This is a genomic window from Pseudomonas campi, assembly GCF_013200955.2.
Lineage (GTDB): Bacteria > Pseudomonadota > Gammaproteobacteria > Pseudomonadales > Pseudomonadaceae > Aquipseudomonas > Aquipseudomonas campi.
The window spans coordinates 2,342,942-2,358,843 of the sequence record NZ_CP053697.2 but is presented as its reverse complement, the minus strand read 5'-3'; the positions used below and the strand labels follow the sequence as shown (position 1 = coordinate 2,358,843).

Annotated in this window: 18 protein-coding genes and 1 pseudogene; 8 read left to right on the top strand and 11 right to left on the bottom strand. The window is 64.1% G+C overall.

Annotation, left to right across the window (positions count from 1 at the left end):
• Nucleotides 1-30: 30 nt before the first annotated feature.
• Nucleotides 31-504: a hypothetical protein gene (locus HNE05_RS11010; RefSeq protein ID WP_173206948.1), complete on the top strand. Its 474-nt coding sequence runs from the start codon at nt 31-33 to the stop codon at nt 502-504.
• A 280-nt stretch (nt 505-784) separates the two neighbouring features.
• Here HNE05_RS11010 and HNE05_RS11005 read toward each other — a convergent pair whose 3' ends face one another.
• The 6 genes from HNE05_RS11005 to HNE05_RS10980 form a co-directional block, all read right to left on the bottom strand.
• A complete protein-coding gene (locus tag HNE05_RS11005) occupies nt 785-1,639 on the bottom strand; it encodes a PhzF family phenazine biosynthesis protein (RefSeq protein WP_173206944.1) in 855 nt (284 codons plus the stop codon).
• A gap of 402 nt (nt 1,640-2,041) precedes the next feature.
• Nucleotides 2,042-2,518: a nuclear transport factor 2 family protein gene (locus HNE05_RS11000; RefSeq protein ID WP_173206941.1), complete on the bottom strand. Its 477-nt coding sequence runs from the start codon at nt 2,516-2,518 to the stop codon at nt 2,042-2,044.
• A 19-nt stretch (nt 2,519-2,537) separates the two neighbouring features.
• Nucleotides 2,538-4,592, bottom strand: coding sequence for a pyridoxamine 5'-phosphate oxidase family protein (locus HNE05_RS10995; protein WP_173206939.1), 2,055 nt, complete (start codon nt 4,590-4,592; stop codon nt 2,538-2,540).
• Nucleotides 4,593-4,659: 67 nt separating this feature from the next.
• Nucleotides 4,660-5,289, bottom strand: coding sequence for a glutathione S-transferase (locus HNE05_RS10990; RefSeq protein WP_173206937.1), 630 nt, complete (start codon nt 5,287-5,289; stop codon nt 4,660-4,662).
• A gap of 181 nt (nt 5,290-5,470) precedes the next feature.
• Nucleotides 5,471-6,370, bottom strand: coding sequence for a LysR substrate-binding domain-containing protein (locus HNE05_RS10985; RefSeq protein ID WP_173206935.1), 900 nt, complete (start codon nt 6,368-6,370; stop codon nt 5,471-5,473).
• 1 nt (nt 6,371) lies between these two features.
• Nucleotides 6,372-7,286 (bottom strand): LysR family transcriptional regulator, encoded by a 915-nt coding sequence (locus HNE05_RS10980; RefSeq protein WP_173206933.1) that lies wholly within the window; start codon nt 7,284-7,286, stop codon nt 6,372-6,374.
• 175 nt (nt 7,287-7,461) lie between these two features.
• Here HNE05_RS10980 and HNE05_RS10975 point away from each other — a divergent pair, with 175 nt between their 5' ends.
• The 6 genes and pseudogenes from HNE05_RS10975 (at nt 7,462) to HNE05_RS10950 (ending at nt 11,103) form a co-directional block, all read left to right on the top strand.
• Nucleotides 7,462-7,965 (top strand): YHS domain-containing (seleno)protein, encoded by a 504-nt coding sequence (locus HNE05_RS10975; protein WP_173206931.1) that lies wholly within the window; start codon nt 7,462-7,464, stop codon nt 7,963-7,965.
• A 59-nt stretch (nt 7,966-8,024) separates the two neighbouring features.
• Nucleotides 8,025-8,447, top strand: a pseudogene (locus tag HNE05_RS10970) (DoxX family protein); the annotation flags it as partial.
• Nucleotides 8,448-8,533: 86 nt separating this feature from the next.
• Nucleotides 8,534-9,154: a glutathione S-transferase family protein gene (locus tag HNE05_RS10965; protein ID WP_173206927.1), complete on the top strand. Its 621-nt coding sequence runs from the start codon at nt 8,534-8,536 to the stop codon at nt 9,152-9,154.
• A gap of 36 nt (nt 9,155-9,190) precedes the next feature.
• Nucleotides 9,191-9,484 (top strand): BufA1 family periplasmic bufferin-type metallophore, encoded by a 294-nt coding sequence (locus HNE05_RS10960; protein WP_173206925.1) that lies wholly within the window; start codon nt 9,191-9,193, stop codon nt 9,482-9,484.
• Nucleotides 9,485-9,493: 9 nt separating this feature from the next.
• A complete protein-coding gene (bufB, locus tag HNE05_RS10955; protein ID WP_173206922.1) occupies nt 9,494-10,363 on the top strand; it encodes an MNIO family bufferin maturase in 870 nt (289 codons plus the stop codon).
• Complete coding sequence (locus HNE05_RS10950) at nt 10,360-11,103, top strand: HvfC/BufC N-terminal domain-containing protein (protein WP_173206919.1); 744 nt, start codon at nt 10,360-10,362, stop codon at nt 11,101-11,103. Before bufB ends, HNE05_RS10950 begins: the two co-directional genes overlap by 4 nt.
• Nucleotides 11,104-11,317: 214 nt before the next feature.
• Here HNE05_RS10950 and HNE05_RS10945 read toward each other — a convergent pair whose 3' ends face one another.
• The 4 genes from HNE05_RS10945 to HNE05_RS10930 all read right to left on the bottom strand — a co-directional run bounded on the left by HNE05_RS10945 (nt 11,318) and on the right by HNE05_RS10930 (nt 13,928).
• Nucleotides 11,318-11,554 carry a hypothetical protein gene (locus HNE05_RS10945; RefSeq protein WP_173206916.1) on the bottom strand — a complete coding sequence of 79 codons (237 nt, stop codon included), beginning with the start codon at nt 11,552-11,554 and terminating at the stop codon, nt 11,318-11,320.
• Nucleotides 11,555-11,700: 146 nt separating this feature from the next.
• Complete coding sequence (locus HNE05_RS10940) at nt 11,701-12,567, bottom strand: pirin family protein (RefSeq protein ID WP_173206913.1); 867 nt, start codon at nt 12,565-12,567, stop codon at nt 11,701-11,703.
• A 1-nt stretch (nt 12,568) separates the two neighbouring features.
• The gene (locus HNE05_RS10935) at nt 12,569-12,964 is read right to left on the bottom strand and encodes an OsmC family protein (protein WP_173206911.1); all 396 of its coding nucleotides are present in this window, start codon (nt 12,962-12,964) and stop codon (nt 12,569-12,571) included.
• Nucleotides 12,965-13,070: 106 nt separating this feature from the next.
• Nucleotides 13,071-13,928, bottom strand: a complete 858-nt coding sequence (locus HNE05_RS10930) for a substrate-binding periplasmic protein (protein WP_173206909.1) — start codon at nt 13,926-13,928, stop codon at nt 13,071-13,073.
• Nucleotides 13,929-14,093: 165 nt separating this feature from the next.
• Here HNE05_RS10930 and HNE05_RS10925 point away from each other — a divergent pair, with 165 nt between their 5' ends.
• Nucleotides 14,094-14,555 carry a DUF3859 domain-containing protein gene (locus tag HNE05_RS10925; protein ID WP_173206907.1) on the top strand — a complete coding sequence of 154 codons (462 nt, stop codon included), beginning with the start codon at nt 14,094-14,096 and terminating at the stop codon, nt 14,553-14,555.
• Nucleotides 14,556-14,678: 123 nt separating this feature from the next.
• On the opposite strand, the gene fabB is transcribed toward HNE05_RS10925, so the two are convergent.
• Entirely contained in the window at nt 14,679-15,896 is a 1,218-nt protein-coding gene (fabB, locus tag HNE05_RS10920) for a beta-ketoacyl-ACP synthase I (RefSeq protein ID WP_173206905.1), read from the bottom strand.
• Nucleotides 15,897-15,902: the final 6 nt, after the last annotated feature.

The following is a 15,902-nucleotide window of genomic DNA, read 5'->3' as shown; positions in this document are numbered from 1 at the left end:
CCTTGTGATTTGCCCTGCACTGGAACCCTTATGACGCTGCAAACCTGGGAACTGCTGTCCTATATCGTCACCGTGGTGGCCTTGCCTTTTGCTCTTGGGGTCTTCCTCTTCGAGCAGCGCAAGGAGCGCGAGAACGAGGAGGAAGCCATCTGGCAGCAGATTTCCGATGCTTACATCGACTTTCTCGAAGTGGTCCTGGCCAACCCCGACCTGCGTCTGCGCAGCCAGGCTGCTACGCCGGATCTCAGTGATGAGCAGCGCGAGCGCATGTGGGTGATCTTCGACATGCTGATCTCGTTGTTCGAACGTGCCTATCTACTGGTCTACGCAGACGATATGGACGCCAAGAAGCGTCGGCGCTGGCACTCCTGGGAGGACTACATGCGCGAGTGGAGTCGACGTGAGGATTTCCGTGCGCGTCTGCCAGAGTTGCTGCGCGGTGAGGACGCCGACTTTGCCCGTTACATTCGCGGTCTTGCCGCAGAGGAACAGCAGCAGGCCTGACGCTGCCCGCTGCTAGGGTCTGTTCCCGTTTCGTTCACGGCCGCGCCGGAGCCTGTTTTTGCGCGGGGCTAGGCGCGAGACGCGAGGTTTGGTCGTCCAAATGAGCCGTCGAGTAACGACGTCCCGCGCAAAAACGGGCCCGTCCCTGCGGGTTGCGCGCAAAATCGCGCCATGCGTCGTTGCGGGACTTGCCAAGGGAATGACCATTGCCTGCGTCCCGCGCCTAGCCTGGCGCGATTTTGCGCAGCAACGCGGTTCGCGAACGAAACGGGAACAGACCCTAGGCCAGGCTGGCAGGCGCCAGCAGCAGTTCGGCACGTGCCACCAGTTGCACGTGGCCACCGACCAGCACCTGGCCGTTGTCTTGCACCCGTACATCCAGGCTGCTGGGGCGATCGACGAAACGGCCCTGATACAGCTGGAAATCCTGCCCGACACGCTGCAGGCCCTGGGCCAGGCGCCAGGCCGCTACCGGGCCGGCGGCACTCCCGGTGGCAATGTCTTCGATCACGCCCAGCGGATCCCAAGTACGGCCTTCGGCAGCATCGACATCCATGAGGAAAACGAAGGCCGCGCCCAGTTCGTCGAGGGCGGCGTCCAGGGCTTGCTGCTGCTTGGCATTGGCCAGTCCGGCAGCGGTGACCGGTAGCAACAGATAGGGTAAGCCGGTGCTGACGACCTGGGCCGGGTAGCGGCGATCCAGGCTGCTGGCGAAACACGCGGCGAACCATTCAGCCTGCTGCTCGGAAAGCACGGCGCCGAAGCTGGCCCGACCCTGATCCATTTGTGCATAGAAGCCCTGGCCGCTGCGGCGGGTGGCGATGCTCAGGGTTTTCTCGGCTAACTGCAATTGCCAGTCGGCCGCCTGCTCACCAGCGTACAGGTGATGCAGCAAAGCGGCGGCGCCCAGTACCGGGTGACCGGCGAACGGCAGTTCCTCTTCGACGGTGAAGACCCGGGCGCTGAACTGATTGGGCTGTTCGCCAGGGCACAGGAAGATCGACTCGAACTGGCGCAGCTCGCGGGTCAGCGCCTGCATTGCCGCCGGCGTCAGGCCGCGGGCGTCGGCGAAGACCGCCAGGCCGTTGCCGCTCAGTGGCCGCTCGGCAAAAACATCCAGTTGCCAGTAGTGCATGGCGGGTACTCCTAGGGTGGAAGGGCGAGGCTAGCGCGTCTGCTGTCCGTTGTTAACAAAAAGAACGGCGCCACTAGGGTCTGTTCCCGTTTCGTTCACGGTCGCGACGGAGCCTGTTTTTGCGCGGGGCTAGGCGCGAGACGCGAGGTTTGGTCGTCCAAATGAGCCGTCGAGTAACGACGTCCCGCGCGAAAACAGGCCCGTCCCTTCGGGTTGCGCGCAAAATCGCGCCATGCGTCGTTGCGGGACTTGGCAAGGGAATGACCATTGCCTGCGTCCCGCGCCTAGCCTGGCGCGATTTTGCGCAGCAACGCGGTTCGCGAACGAAACGGGAACAGACCCTAGGGCGCCGCAAGGCCAAGGAGCGTGGAAGGCTGACCTTCAAGAGTGTGCTAAAGGTGGTTACAGACCGAGTTCGCTAAGGCTAGGGTATCCATCCGGGCGGCTGCCCTGAGGCCAGTGGAACAGGCGATCCTGTTCACGGATTGCCAGGTCGTTGATGCTGGCATGGCGCTCGCGCATCAATCCGTGTTCATCGAATTCCCAGTTCTCGTTGCCGTAGGAACGAAACCACTGGCCGTTGGCGTCGTGCCACTCGTAGGCGAAGCGCACGGCGATGCGGTTGTCGGTGAATGCCCAGAGCTCCTTGATCAGGCGGTACTCCTGCTCGCGTTGCCACTTGCCGGCGAGAAAGGCACGGATCTGTTCACGGCCCACGGGGAACTCGTTGCGGTTGCGCCAGCGGCTGTCGGCGGTATAAGCCAGCGCTACGCGTTCCGGATCTCGGCTGTTCCAGCCGTCTTCGGCCATGCGCACTTTCTGCACGGCGCTGTCGCGGGTAAAGGGTGGCAGGGGTGGGCGTTGTTCGGCATGGCTCATGGCACGGTCCTGATGTCGGTTATAGGTCGAGTAGCAGCGGTTTATCGCCAGCCGGTATGGCGCAGCAGATCAGCACCTCGCCAGCGGCAGGTGTTTCGGCGGGTGGCATGGGGTAGTGCACCTGGCCAGCGAGCAGGCGCGTGCGGCAGGTGCCGCAGGAGCCGCCGCGGCAACTGAATTCCGGGTTCAGGCCGCGGCTCTCGGCCAGCTCCAGCAGGCTGCCGCTGCCGGGTGTCCAGCGGGCTTCCTTGGCTGAGTGCTGGAACAGCACGGCAACCGGCGCGGTGGCGGCTGGCGGTTGCTCCGGCGCCGGGGCTGCCTGGCTGACCTGGCGACGCAGGCTCGACGGGCCGAAGGTTTCCGCATGGATGCGTTCATCGCCGATGTTCAGCGCGCGCAGGCCGTCGTACAGGTCCTGGGTGAAAGCACTCGGCCCGCACAGGTAGAAATCGAAATCGTCGAAGGGCAGCAGATGTTTGAGCAGGTCGATATCGATGCGTCCGCTCAGTTCGAAGTCCTCGCCCTCGCTGGCTTGTGCTTCCGGCTGGCTGAGCAGGCGCACGGCCTGTATCGCCTCGCCGCCGCGCTGCAGTAAGGTCTGTAGCTCCTCGCGAAAAGCCAGATCGGCCAGCTGCCGGGCGCTCTGGACGAACCACACCCGTCGCGAGCGGCGCAGGCGCAGGTTCTGGTAGATCACTTCGCGCAGCATCGCCAGCAGAGGCGTGACGCCAACCCCGGCAGCCAGCAGCACCAAAGGTCGGCGCTGCTCGGCATCGAGGCTGAAGCGGCCCTGCGGCGCGCGGCATTCGAGCAGGCTGCCGACGTCGATCTGCTCGTGCAGGTAGGTCGAGACCAGGCCCTCGCGCTTGACGCTGATGCGCAGGAATTGGTCGGACGGTGCGCTGCTCAGGCTGTAAGTGCGGATCAGCGGTTGCGCCTGGCCTGGGATGCGCAGGCGCAGGGGCAGATGCTGACCGGCCTGGAAAATCGGCAAGCCGGCGCCATCGGCCGGCTCCAGGTAGAAGGAGCGGATATTGGCGCTTTCCTCGACGATGCGTGCCACCCGCAGCGTGCGCCATTGCTCGCGCAAGGCTTCGGCAGCCAGGCGGGCTTCGGCCTCGCTCCAGCTGCCGGTCAGCAGGCTGTTCGGCGAGTAACCCTCGAATTGCCAGCGCAGCCTGAGCGCGGCGGGGCGCCGTACCAGTTGCTCGACATCCAGCTGCCAGAGCCGCTCCGCACCCTGGAAGGCGGCGATCTGCGGGCCTTCGAGAATCAGTTCGGTGCGCCCGCTGAGCTGCAGCAGATCGCCGCTGGCAAAGTCGATGAACAGCAGTCCGGCACGTGGGTTAATCAGCAGATTGCCGAGGGTGTTGAAGTGCAGGTTGCCGGCGAAGTCGGGAATGGTCAGACGATTGCCCTGCACGCGCACGAAGCCGCTCTGCCCGCCGCGATGGGAGACATCCACCGAGCGGCTGCCGTCGGCGTGTTCGACATAGCTGGCGACGAAGAACGTATCGGCCTGGCCAATCGTGGCGCGGGCGGCGTCATCCAGCGTGTCGCGCTGTTCGGCCGGTGCGCTGGCCGCGGCCGCTGCCTGGGGTTGAAGCTGCAACTGGCGTAGCTGGATGTATTGCGGGCAGTTGCCGAAGGCGTGTTCGACCGCGATGCTCAGGCCGTTTTCGCCATGGCGTTCGACCGTGCCATTGACCCGGTTGCGCCGCCGCGTGTGCAGCTCGATGCCGAGCAGGCCGACCGCTGCGCCGGCCTGCAGGGCACGGGCGGCGGGGTCGCTGGGCTGTGGCGAGGTATCCAGCTGCAGCCGGCGTGGATCAGGCGAGTGGGCAAAGCCCGCTGCGCCTTCGAGAATACTGGCCCAGGGGCGGCCTTCGGCATCCACCGTCCCTAGCAGAATGAACGGCAGTTGCCGGTAGAAATTGCGGTGTTGATCCGGCATGTAATCGCGGATCACCTTGCTGCCGAACACCGCCATGCGCTCGGCGACCCCAAGGCTGGCCTGCAGCTGCTGCTCCCCGGCATGCCAGGGCGAAGAGGTGGGTTCGGGAGGCAGGTTCATGTGCGGTCTCCATCAACAGGGAGAAACTGGCCAGCGTGCTATCGAACGCTGGCCAGGCCCGATGGACTCAGGCGCTCTGCAGGCCGATAGCCGTGCGCTGCATCGGTACGAAACCGGGCAGGGCTTCGATACGGGCCAGCCAGGCGCGAACATGTGGGTAGTCGGCCAGCGACACATTGCCTTCCGGGGCATGGGCGATATAGGTATAGCCGGCCACATCGGCCAGGGTTGGCTGGGTGCTGGCCAGGAACGGGCTGGCGCTCAGCTCCTGGTCCATCACCTTGAGCAGGGCATGGGAGCGGGCAATGGTTTCCTCGGCGTTGTACGGCGCGCCGAATACGGTAATCAGGCGGGCGGTGGCGGGGCCCGAGGCGATCTGCCCGGCGGCGACCGAGAGCCAGCGCTGTACCTTGGCAGCGGCCAGCGGCTCGCTCGGTAGCCAGCGGCCGTTGTCGTACTTCTGCGCCAGGTAGACCAGGATGGCGTTGGAGTCGCTGAGCACGCTGCCGTTGTCGTCGATCACCGGCACCTGGCCGAAGGAGTTGAGGGCGAGGAACTCCGGCTGCTTGTGCGCGCCCTTGGCCAGGTCAACGAAGACCAGTTCGCTGGGCAGGTTGAGCAGCGAGAGCAGCAGCTCGACGCGATGGGCATGGCCCGAGAGTGGGTGACGGTAAAGTTTGATCGGATTGTGCGACATGCTGGGCTCCGCGCTTGAGTGAGTGAGGGCTCAGCGGGCCGGGGTTACCTAAGTGGGGCCGCGCTGATGGGAGCCATACTCTGCCTAAGCGTGAATCAGCAGAATCACCAAAAATCACAATCCTTTATTTCAGTAGCTGCAAGAAAGCAATGTGGCACGGCGCCAGGCCGCGCTACTGTGCTCAGCGCAGCGCTGGATGTTGTCGCAGCTGCTGGCTGGCGAAGTCGACAAAGCTGCGCACCCGCGCGGCGGCCTTGCGGCCTTCGCGATAGGCCAGGTGCACGGGCACGGCGGCCGGTTCAAAGGCTTGCAGCACCCGCACCAGATGGCCCTGGGCGAGTTGCTCATGCACTTGATAGTTCATGCAGCGAGTCAGCCCGGCATGCCGGCAGGCGGCGGCGATGGCGGCCTGGTTGGTGGCACAGCTCAGGCGTGGGCGCAGGGCAATGTTGAGGGGCATTGCGCCCTCGCGAAAGCGCCACTCGGGCAGGCGGGCGTCGGCGCTGGAGTGAACGACCGCATGACTGCGCAGCTCCTCGGGATGCTGCGGCGTGCCCTGTGCAGCCAGGTAGCTAGGGCTGGCGCAGACAATCCGGCGGATGTCGCCGACCCTGACGGCGAACAGCGAGGAGTCGGCCAGCTCGCCGGCCAGCATGGCCACGTCCACCCCTTCTTCGTGCAGGTTGGGAAAGCGGTCCATGAAGTGGGCCAAGACCTGCACCTCGGGATAGTCGTTCAAGTAGTCCAGCACGATGGGCATCAGCAGTTGCTGGCCAAACAGCAACGGCGAGGCCAGATGCAGATGACCGCGTGGCTGGGCATGCAGGCCGCAGGCGGAGGCTTCGGCGTCGCTGACATCCTGCAGGATGCGTCGACAATCATGGGCAAAGCGCTCGCCAGCCGCGCTGAGGCTGACGCCGCGTGTGCTGCGCTGCAGCAAGGTGACCCCCAGGCGGTTTTCCAGCGAGGCCAGGGCGCGGGTCACGGTGGGCGCGGAGATCTCCAGACGGCGCGCTGCTGCCGCCAGGCTCAGCTCACTGGCCACCGCCAGAAACACGCTCATCTCATGATGGCGGTCCATCTCAGCCCTTGCGCCCCGGGTTGAGGGCGACGTCCTGGCTCAGGCGGGCGGCGCAGAAATCGACGAAGCTGCGCACCTTGGCGCTGATCTTGCGCCCGCCCTGGTAGACCACGTGGATGGGCAGCGGCGGCTGCTCGAAGTCCTGCAGGACGACTTCCAGCTCGCCGGCGGCAATTTTGCCGGCCACCTGATAAGAGAGTACGCGGGTCACTCCCCAGCCCATGCAGGCCGCATTGATCGCGGCCTGGTTGGCGGTGACGATCAGCCGCGGCTCGGTACGCACGCTCACGGGGCCATCGACGCCGGCGAAGTGCCAGTCGCTGAGCAGGTGACTGGCAGACGACAGGGCGATGCGATGTTGCTGCAACTGCTCGGGATGCTGTGGGCGGCCATGTTCGGCGAGGTAAGCGGGAGAGGCACAGATCACCTGGCGCACTTCACCGACCTTGACGGTGTGCAGGCCGCTGTCGGGCAGGTTGCCGATGCGGATGGCCACGTCGATACCATCGTCGACCATGCTGACCACCCGATCGACCAGCAACGCCTTGATGTTCACCGCCGGGTATTCGTTCAGGTAATCGACCATCACCGGGGTGACATAGAGCTCGCCAAACAGCACCGGCGCGGTGAGGGTGAGTTGCCCGCGCGGCATGGCATGGCTGCCGGCGGCCGACTCTTCGGCTTCCTCCAGTTCGGCGAGGATGCGCCGGCAATCTTCCACATAGCGCTGACCGGCTTCGGTGATATGCACGCTGCGCGTGGTGCGGGCCAGCAGCAGGGTGCCGATGCGTTCTTCCAGAGCCGCCACGGCGCGGGTCACGCTGGGCGGCGACATGTTCAGGCGGCGCGCCGCCGCGGCGAAACTTTGCTCCTCGGCGACGGCGAGAAACACCTGCATTTCCTGGAATCTGTCCATGGGCGGCTCCTTGTAGGCCTGCAAGTGTGGTCGATTAATTCCATTAGCTGCAATTGTTCCTTGTAAAAAGCGTCTGTTCTTGTCCGTTTCTTGTTTCCTTAGAGTGATTCCACGTCGACGGCATGACCGTCGACGGCGACCCGATCACCTCATCAGAGCCCTAAGGAAACGCCCCATGAACCTGAAAAAATCCGTTATCGCCAGCTCCCTGGCCGCCGCACTGACCCTGGGTGCCGGTGCACTGCTGACCGTCACCAGCAGCTACGCCTACGACGAGACTTCTACCGCCGCCATCAACGTCGATGCCCAGGCCGTTATCCTCAAGGGCTATGACAGCGTGGCCTATTTCAGCAAAGGCATGCCGACCCTCGGTGACAAGCGCTTCGCCGCCAAACATGACGGCGCCACCTACTACTTCGCTTCCGCGGAAAACCTGCAGAAATTCCAGGCCAATCCGAGCCAGTACGCTCCGCAGTACGGCGGTTATTGCGCCATGGGCGCAGCGCTGGGCAAGAAGCTCGACGTGGACCCGACCCAGTTCAAAGTGGTCGACGGCAAGCTCTATCTGAACGTCAACGCCGATGTGTTCCAGAAGTGGTCGCAGGACGTGGCGGGCAACATTCAGAAGGCCGAGGCCAACTGGCCGCTGATCAAGGACAAGGCCGCCAACACCCTGTAACCCCTGAACGGCCTGGCGCCATCGGGCGCCAGGCCGTTCACTTGTCCGAGGAATGCAGCATGAGTGCTCGTCCGCTTCTATCCCGTCTGCCTGGTTTGCTCAGCAGCGCTCCGGTGTTGCTGGCGCGCCTGTTTCCCGGTGCGCTGTTCTGGCAGTCCGGCCGTACCAAGGTCGACGGTTGGCAACTGAGTGATAACGCGCTGTACCTGTTTCAGGAAGAGTACCGCCTGCCACTGCTGGCGCCCATTACTGCGGCCTGGTTGGCGGTGGCTGCCGAGCATCTGTTGCCAGTGCTGCTTCTGCTGGGCCTGGCCACCCGCCTGGCGGCGCTCGGTCTGCTGGGTATGACCCTGGTGATTCAGACCCTGGTCTATCCCGATGCCTGGGCCACCCACGGCACCTGGGCGGTGGCATTGCTGCTGTTGATCAGTCACGGCGGCGGGCGACTCTCCATCGACCACCTGATCGCCCGTGCCTGGCGGCATCGGCAACATCCGCACAGTGCCTGCCAGCAGGTCATGGCGGGCGAGAGTGAGGCATTTGCCGAGCAGATTCAGAGGCTGGGCCAATGATCGAGCTGTACACCGCCAATACGCCGAACGGCGTGAAGATACCAATCGCCCTGGAGGAGCTTGGCCTCGACTACCAGCTGATCAAGCTCAATCTGGCCGCCGGCGAGCAGAAGCGCCCGGCATTTCTGGCGCTTAACCCGAATGGTCGCATCCCGGTCATCGTCGATCTCGACGGGCCGGCTGGGCAGCCGATCTCGGTATTCGAGTCCGGGGCCATCCTCTTGTACCTGGCGCAGAAAAGCCCAGGGCTGTTGCCAGAGGACGCCTTCGCCCGCTGGCGCGCGATGGAGTATCTGTTTTTGCAGGTCTCCGCCGTTGGCCCGATGTTCGGCCAGGCGGGCTGGTTTCTGCGCTCGGCCGCACAACCGATTGCCGTGGCCATCGAGCGCTATTGCAGCGAAGCCGTGCGCCTGACCGGGGTACTCGAGGCACGTCTGAGCGAACACCCCTGGTTGGCGGGTGCCGAGTATTCGCTGGCCGATATCAGTCATTTTGGTTGGCTGCGAGTGGCGGATTACGCCGGTGTCGAACTTTCCCGTTTTCCCGCAGTACAGGACTGGGTGGCGCGTATCAGCGCTCGCCCGGCAGTGCAGCGGGCGTTTGCCAGGCTGCAGTGAGCCCGGCGTTACCCTTGATTGCATGAGGAATTACATATGGATCGTCGTACCTTCAACGCCACCCTGGCGCTGTCTCTGGCCAGTGCATTGCTGGCCAGCGTCACCAGCGTCAGTGCCGCGCAAACTGCGGTCAACGCCGGCAAGGAAAAGTGCTATGGCATCTCCCTGGCCGGGCAGAACGATTGTGCCGCCGGCCCCGGAACATCCTGTGCCGGAACGTCCAAGGTCGACTACCAGGGCGATGCCTGGAAGCTGGTGCCCACAGGCACCTGCACCACGATCGTGACGCCCAAGGGCACGGGTTCGTTGACTCCGCTCAAGCGCAGCTAGGAAACGTCGATGAACTGCAAACCACTGCAAGCGGGCGCCGGTGTGGCGTTCAAGCCGCAGTATTTCGAGGCTCTGCTGGCCGATCCACAGCGGCTGGACTTTATCGAGATCCATGCCGAGAACTACTTCGGCGCAGGTGGTTTGCTGCATGCGCAGATGGGCGCCTTGCGCGAACATCTGCCACTTTCCGTGCACGGGGTCGGCTTGTCCCTGGGCGGCACCCAGGCGCTGGATGCCGGGCATCTGCAGCGGCTGGCCGAACTGTGTCGGCGCTATGAACCGGTATTGGTGTCCGAGCACCTGGCGTGGTCCAGTCATGCGGGCGTCTACCTCGGCGATTTGCTGCCGATTGCCTATGACCGCGCGACGCTGGATCGCCTGGTCGAGCATGTCGATCAGTTGCAGTGCGCGTTGCAGCGCGAGGTACTGATCGAAAACCCGGCCGCTTGTCTGCGACTGGCGCACAGCGAGATGAGCGAGGTCGAGTTTCTGCACAGCCTGAGCCAGCACAGTGGCTGCGGAGTGCTGCTGGATTTGAACAACCTGCTGATCAGTAGCCACAACTGTGGCGGCGACCCGTGGGAATACTTGCAGCAGTTGCCGCCTGAGCGCGTCGGTGAGGTGCATCTGGCCAGCCATACTCGCGTTGAGCTGCCCGATGGCGAGTCTGTGCTGGTGGATGAGCACGGCAGTGCGGTCGCCGATGCCACCTGGCAGTTGTATGCCGAATGGGTGCGCCACGCCGGCAAGTGCCCGACGCTGGTCGAATGGGATCGCAACCTGCCGACCTGGTCGGTACTGGCAGCGGAGGCCGACTGTGTGCGCTCGTTGCAGTGCGTGCCCTTCATGCCAGCGATCACGCTGGACGTGCCGCTATGAATGCTGCGGATCAGGCCGTATTTGCCCAGGCCCTGGACAGGCCCGAGGCCACCATCCCCTGGCAACTGGGCAATCTGCCAGAGCAGCGTTTTGCTCAGCGCTTCAACATGCTGCGCAACACCGTGCATGCCGGGCGTATCGAGGCCTTGCGGCAAGTCTACCCGGCTGTGGAGCGGCTCCTGGGCGCGGACTATTTCACGGCGCTGGCGGCACTGTTCAGCAGTCAGCATCCGCCAAGCTCGGCGGTGTTGCATGAGTACGGTGCGCATCTGGCGGTGTTTATCGAACAGTTTCCACCCTTGGCCGACTGGCCTTTTCTGGCGGACGTTGCTCGCCTGGAGTGGGCACGTTTGCATGCCTTTCATGCGGCCGATGCGCTACCCCTGCAACTCGATGGTCTGGGCGAGGAGGCGTTGCATCGCCTGCTGGATCTGCGCTTGCAATGGCACCCCAGCGTCACCTTGCTGCGCTCGACTTACCCGCTCTGGTCGCTGTGGTTCGCTGCAGAGCTGCCGCACGCTGACTGGCCGGGCGAAAATGTCCTGGTCTGGCGCCAGGGACTGCAGCTGATGACCCGCAAGGTGGATGACAGCAGTGCGGATCTGCTTGAGCAATTGCGGCATCGCAGGTCTTTCAGCGAGGCGGCGCTAGTTTTGCAGGCGCAGATGGATATGGCGCAGCTCTGTGCGCGGTTCAGCATGTTCCTAAGCTGGCAAATATTTAGCGCATCCGAACGCTAGGCGGGCACCCGGTTGGCCAGTAGCCTTGGTTCCTCCTGCACGAATGAGCGTGGGCGGCGGGGCAGACGGAAGCAGCTCCAGGGCTGCGCCATTTGTTCTGATTCTGCGTGGCGTCTGGAGCGGCCACAAAGGGTTGAGGGCGGTAGCACACGGCTGATATGCAAACGGCACCACTAGGGTGCCGTTTGGTGTAAGCGCAGGGAGCGTTTCTCAGTCAGGCAGTTTGATTCACTCTGCCAGCCTGTTGGCGTGGAGCCCGAGGCGAGTGGGTGCGTTCGCTACCGTTCTCGGCCACAGTGTCTGCTGCTTTGACATGGGGACGCAGCAACCGATGTTCGCTGCCATCTTCGGCCAGGGCGGGCGATAAGGCTACCTGGCCCTGATGGGTGGCCAATGTGCCGAGCAGGGCAAGAGCAAGGAGCAGGCGGCGAGATGAAGTGATGGTGTGCATGGGGTGATCTTCCTGTTGAGAGTTGCCGTTGCCGGCGGTGAGACAAGTCTCTCAGTTATCTTTTTTAGGAAGAATAACCGTTCTGTTGACTAGTAAATTTCAAAATTAGAAATTATCTCTATCCCACTCCTGCTTCAGTTCCTGTGTCATGTGCGGCTCGGCAACTCGATGCGCTGCGATTCGCCCGGCACCTGCGGCCAATCCCCGCTTGCCCAGCGCTGCTTGGCTTGTTCCAGCAGGGCTGGATCGCTGGCGACGAAGTTCCAGAACATCCGCCGCGGCCCCAGCGGCTCGCCGCCGATCAGTGCCAGGTGGCATTCACCGCAGGCGCTGAGCAGCAATTCCTCGCCTTCGGGCAGTACGGCCAGGCTGTGCAGGGGCAGCTCGTCGTCCTCCAGTCTGGCCTCGCCGTCGATCAGGTACAGGGCGCGCTCGCGCTGCTCGGCCGGGATCAGCAGGCTGGCCCCGGCCTGCAGTTTCAACTCGGCGTAGAGGGTCGGTGAGTGTATGGGCACGGGCGATTCGAGGCAGAAGCCGGAGCCGGCGATCAGGGTGATCTGCACACCCATGGCCTCGCTGCGCGGCAGGCTGGCGGCCGGGTGGTGGCTGTAGCTTGGTTCGCCTTCCTCAAGCTCTTGCGGCAGGGCCAGCCACACCTGCAGGCCGTGCAGGCGTGAACCGGTTCTGCGCAGTGCTTCGGGCGTACGTTCGACGTGGGCCACGGCGCGTCCGGCGGTCATCCAGCTGACATCGCCGGGCCGCACGTGCTGGTCCGAGCCGAGGCTGTCCTTGTGCTGCAGCTCGCCGGTGAACAGGTAGGTGAGGGTGGACAGGCCGATATGTGGATGCGAGTTGATGTTCATCCCGCTGCCGGGCGGGTAGGCCTGTTCCAGCATATGGTCGAAGAACACGAAGGGGCCGACACTGCGGCACTTGGCCGAAGGCAGCGGGCGCAGGATGGGTTGCCCGGCGATGTCTTCCGCTCGCGGCTGAATCAGTAGCAGGCTCGCCATCTCAGGCGCCTTCGAGCTGGGTGGTGATCTGTACCTCGCTGCTGGTCACCAGCTTGTGCACTGGGCATTTGTCGGCGATGCGCAGCAATTGCTGGCGCTGGGCATCATCCAGGGCACCGTGCAGCTCCAGTTGTACGGCCAGGCGATAGACCCCCTGGCGCTCTTCGCTGTCGTCGCGGCTGACCTGTACATCCAGGCCGTCCAGCGGCATGCCTTTCTGCTTGGCGTAGAGCATCAGGGTCAGCGCCTTGCAGGCACCGATGGCGGCATCGAACAGGTCATGGGGCTCGGGGCCGGAGGCCTCGCCGCCGAACTCGACGGGGACGTCGGTATGCAGCAGGTGCTCGCCGATTTCGATGCTGTGGCGCAGGCCGTTCTCTGTGCTGATGCGGATCATGGCTATTTCCGGGCTGACGGGTAGAGGTTTCAGCCTAGCTCAGGCGCATGGCCTCAGACCAGCGCCGCTGGCCAGCCGTAGGGCCTGGGCGAGGGAGCCGTTCGTGCTACTGGGGTGCGGCGGGCTGGTACCACAGCTCTTCACGGGCGAAGGGGGTCAGTTCCGGGAGGTCGGGGTTGTGCAGCTCGATGACTTGGCGCTTGTCCAGTTGTGCCTTGCGGATGGTCGCGCCGTGATGGCTGTCGAACAGCTGCTCGAAGCTGCCGTCGGCAATCATCCGTTCCAGGCCGCGCTCGATATCCGCGGCCAGGTCTGCCCGTGCCCGTGAGGTGAAAAAGTAGAAGGCGGTGGGGTAGTGCAGTACCACATGTTCATCCACCGCCAGTTGCAGCCCTTGCTGGTTGGCCCGTGCCTGCTCGTCCCAGGCCACCACCACTTCCCGTGGGAAGAGGTCGAAGCGCCCGGCATCGAGCATGCGGAACAGGCTCGGGTAGCTCTGGCTGGTGACCACCTGCAGGCCATTGCTGCGCAGGATGGCGGTGTCCGGCCAGTCGCTGCGCTGACCGATGCGCATGGGTTTGAGGTCGGCCAGGCTGCGTACGGACTTCAGCCAGTGGCGGTCTTCCTCGCGCACCAGGGCCACGCGCCAGCCAATCAGGCCCTTGTAGATGGGGATGCGGATCGGCAGGAGGATCTGCTCGCGCTCCTTGGTGGTCATCGTCCACATCAGCTGCACGCTGTTGTCGTTCTGCTCCAGCGACTGCTGTGCGCGGCTCTGCGCCATGGCCAGACGGGACGGCACCAGTTGATGACCGGCACCACTCTTGTCGAGGGCCAGGCGCAACAGCTCGACCACATAGGCTTCGGGGTCGTCCTCGCTGGAGTGCAGCGGGTAGGTCAGGCGCTCGCCGGCCAGCAAGGGGCCGCAGCAGAGTAGGGCAAGCAAGGCGAGCAGGCGGGGCATTGGGCGACTCATGGATTGTGGCTTCGCTGTTCAGCATGGCTGCTCGCGGGGCTGCTGGCCAGTTGGCTGGCGAATGCCACGCTTTGACTCCTGCTGACGATGGCTTGTCATCAGCCTGTCATGCTTTGGTCATAGCCTCGCGCCATCCCAAACAAGGAGCGCGAGATGAAAGTGTTGAGCCTGACTGCCCTGGCCCTGAGCCTGGCATCCAGCCTGGCGATGGCCGATGTGCGTGTCGAGGGGCCGATCGAGTACGGGGTGTTCGCCACCCAGTTCAAGGACCCGCAACCGGGCGAGCGGGTGCTGACCCGAGCCAACCAGCAGATAGAGCAGACGGAGCAGGTACCGGCCCAACTGGGTACCAAGTTCGGTATGCGCTATCGCCTGGCCGGCAAGACCGAAAGCGGCGAGCCGCTGACCCTGATGTACTTCACTCCCGGGCTGATCGGGCCGGATGGCCGGCGCCAGGACAAGATCGAAGTAGTGCAGAAGCTGGCACCGGGCGCAGCGCAGGACGTGATGGCCTTCGAGTTCACCGAGCGCCACGAAGTGGTGCCGGGGGAGTGGCGCTTCATGGTGTTCCAGGGCGATCGCAAGCTGGTTGAGCAGAGCTTCCTGGTACGCTGATTCCGTTCGTTATAGACCTAAGGCCCGGCCGCACAAGCGTTCGGGCTTTTCTATGCCCGGTTTGGAACGGTGACAGAAAACACAACGGCGCCCTGGGGCGCCGTTTTTCGTGGGGCTGAGTGATCAGCCCTTGTAGCGTTGCAGGACCAGGGTGGCGTTGGTGCCACCGAAACCGAAGCTGTTGCTCATCACCGTGTTCAGTTCAACATTCTCGCGGGTCTGGCGCAGGATCGGCATATCGGCCACTTCCGGGTCCAGCTCGTCGATGTTGGCCGAACCGGCAATGAACTTGCCTTCCATCATCAGCATGCAGTAGATCGCTTCCTGCGCGCCGGCGGCGCCCAGAGAGTGACCGGACAGGCTCTTGGTCGAGCTGATCGGCGGCGCCTTGTCACCGAACACTTCACGCACGCCGCGGATTTCCGCGACATCTCCCACCGGGGTGGAGGTGCCGTGGGTGTTCAGGTAGTCGATGGGGGCATCAACGGTAGCCAGGGCCTGCTGCATGCAGCGGATTGCACCTTCGCCGCTCGGCGCGACCATGTCGTAGCCATCGGAGGTGGCGCCGTAACCGACGATTTCCGCGTAGATCTTGGCGCCGCGTTTGAGCGCATGCTCCAGCTCTTCAACCACCACCATGCCGCCACCGCCGGCGATGACGAAACCGTCACGCTTGGCGTCGTAGGCGCGCGAGGCCTTCTCCGGGGTTTCGTTGTACTGGCTGGAGAGGGCGCCCATGGCGTCGAACAGGCAGCTCTGGGTCCAGTGTTCTTCCTCGCCACCGCCGGCAAACACGATGTCCTGCTTGCCCAGCTGGATCTGCTCCATGGCCTGGCCGATGCAATGCGCGCTGGTGGCGCAGGCCGAGGAAATGGAGAAGTTCACGCCCTTGATCTGGAACGGCGTGGCCAGGCAGGCCGACACGGTGCTGCCCATGGTGCGGGTGACGCGGTAAGGGCCAATGCGCTTGACGCCTTTTTCGCGCAGGGTATCGAAGGATTCCATGAGGTTCAGCGTGGAGGCGCCGCCGGAGCCGGCGATCAGGCCGGTACGCGGGTTGGAAACCTGCTCGGGGGTGAGGCCGGAGTCCTTGATCGCCTGCTCCATCGACAGGTAGGCATACGCCGCCGCATCGCCCATGAAGCGCAGGACCTTGCGGTCGATCAGCTCTTCGAGGTTGAGGTCGACCGAACCCGATACCTGACTGCGCAGGCCCATTTCGGCGTAGGCCGGATTGAAGCGGATGCCCGGCTTGCTGGCACGCAGGCTGGCGGAAACGGTGTCTTTGTCATTGCCCAGGCAGGAAATGATACCCAGACCGGTGATCACGACGCGGCGCATGCGAAA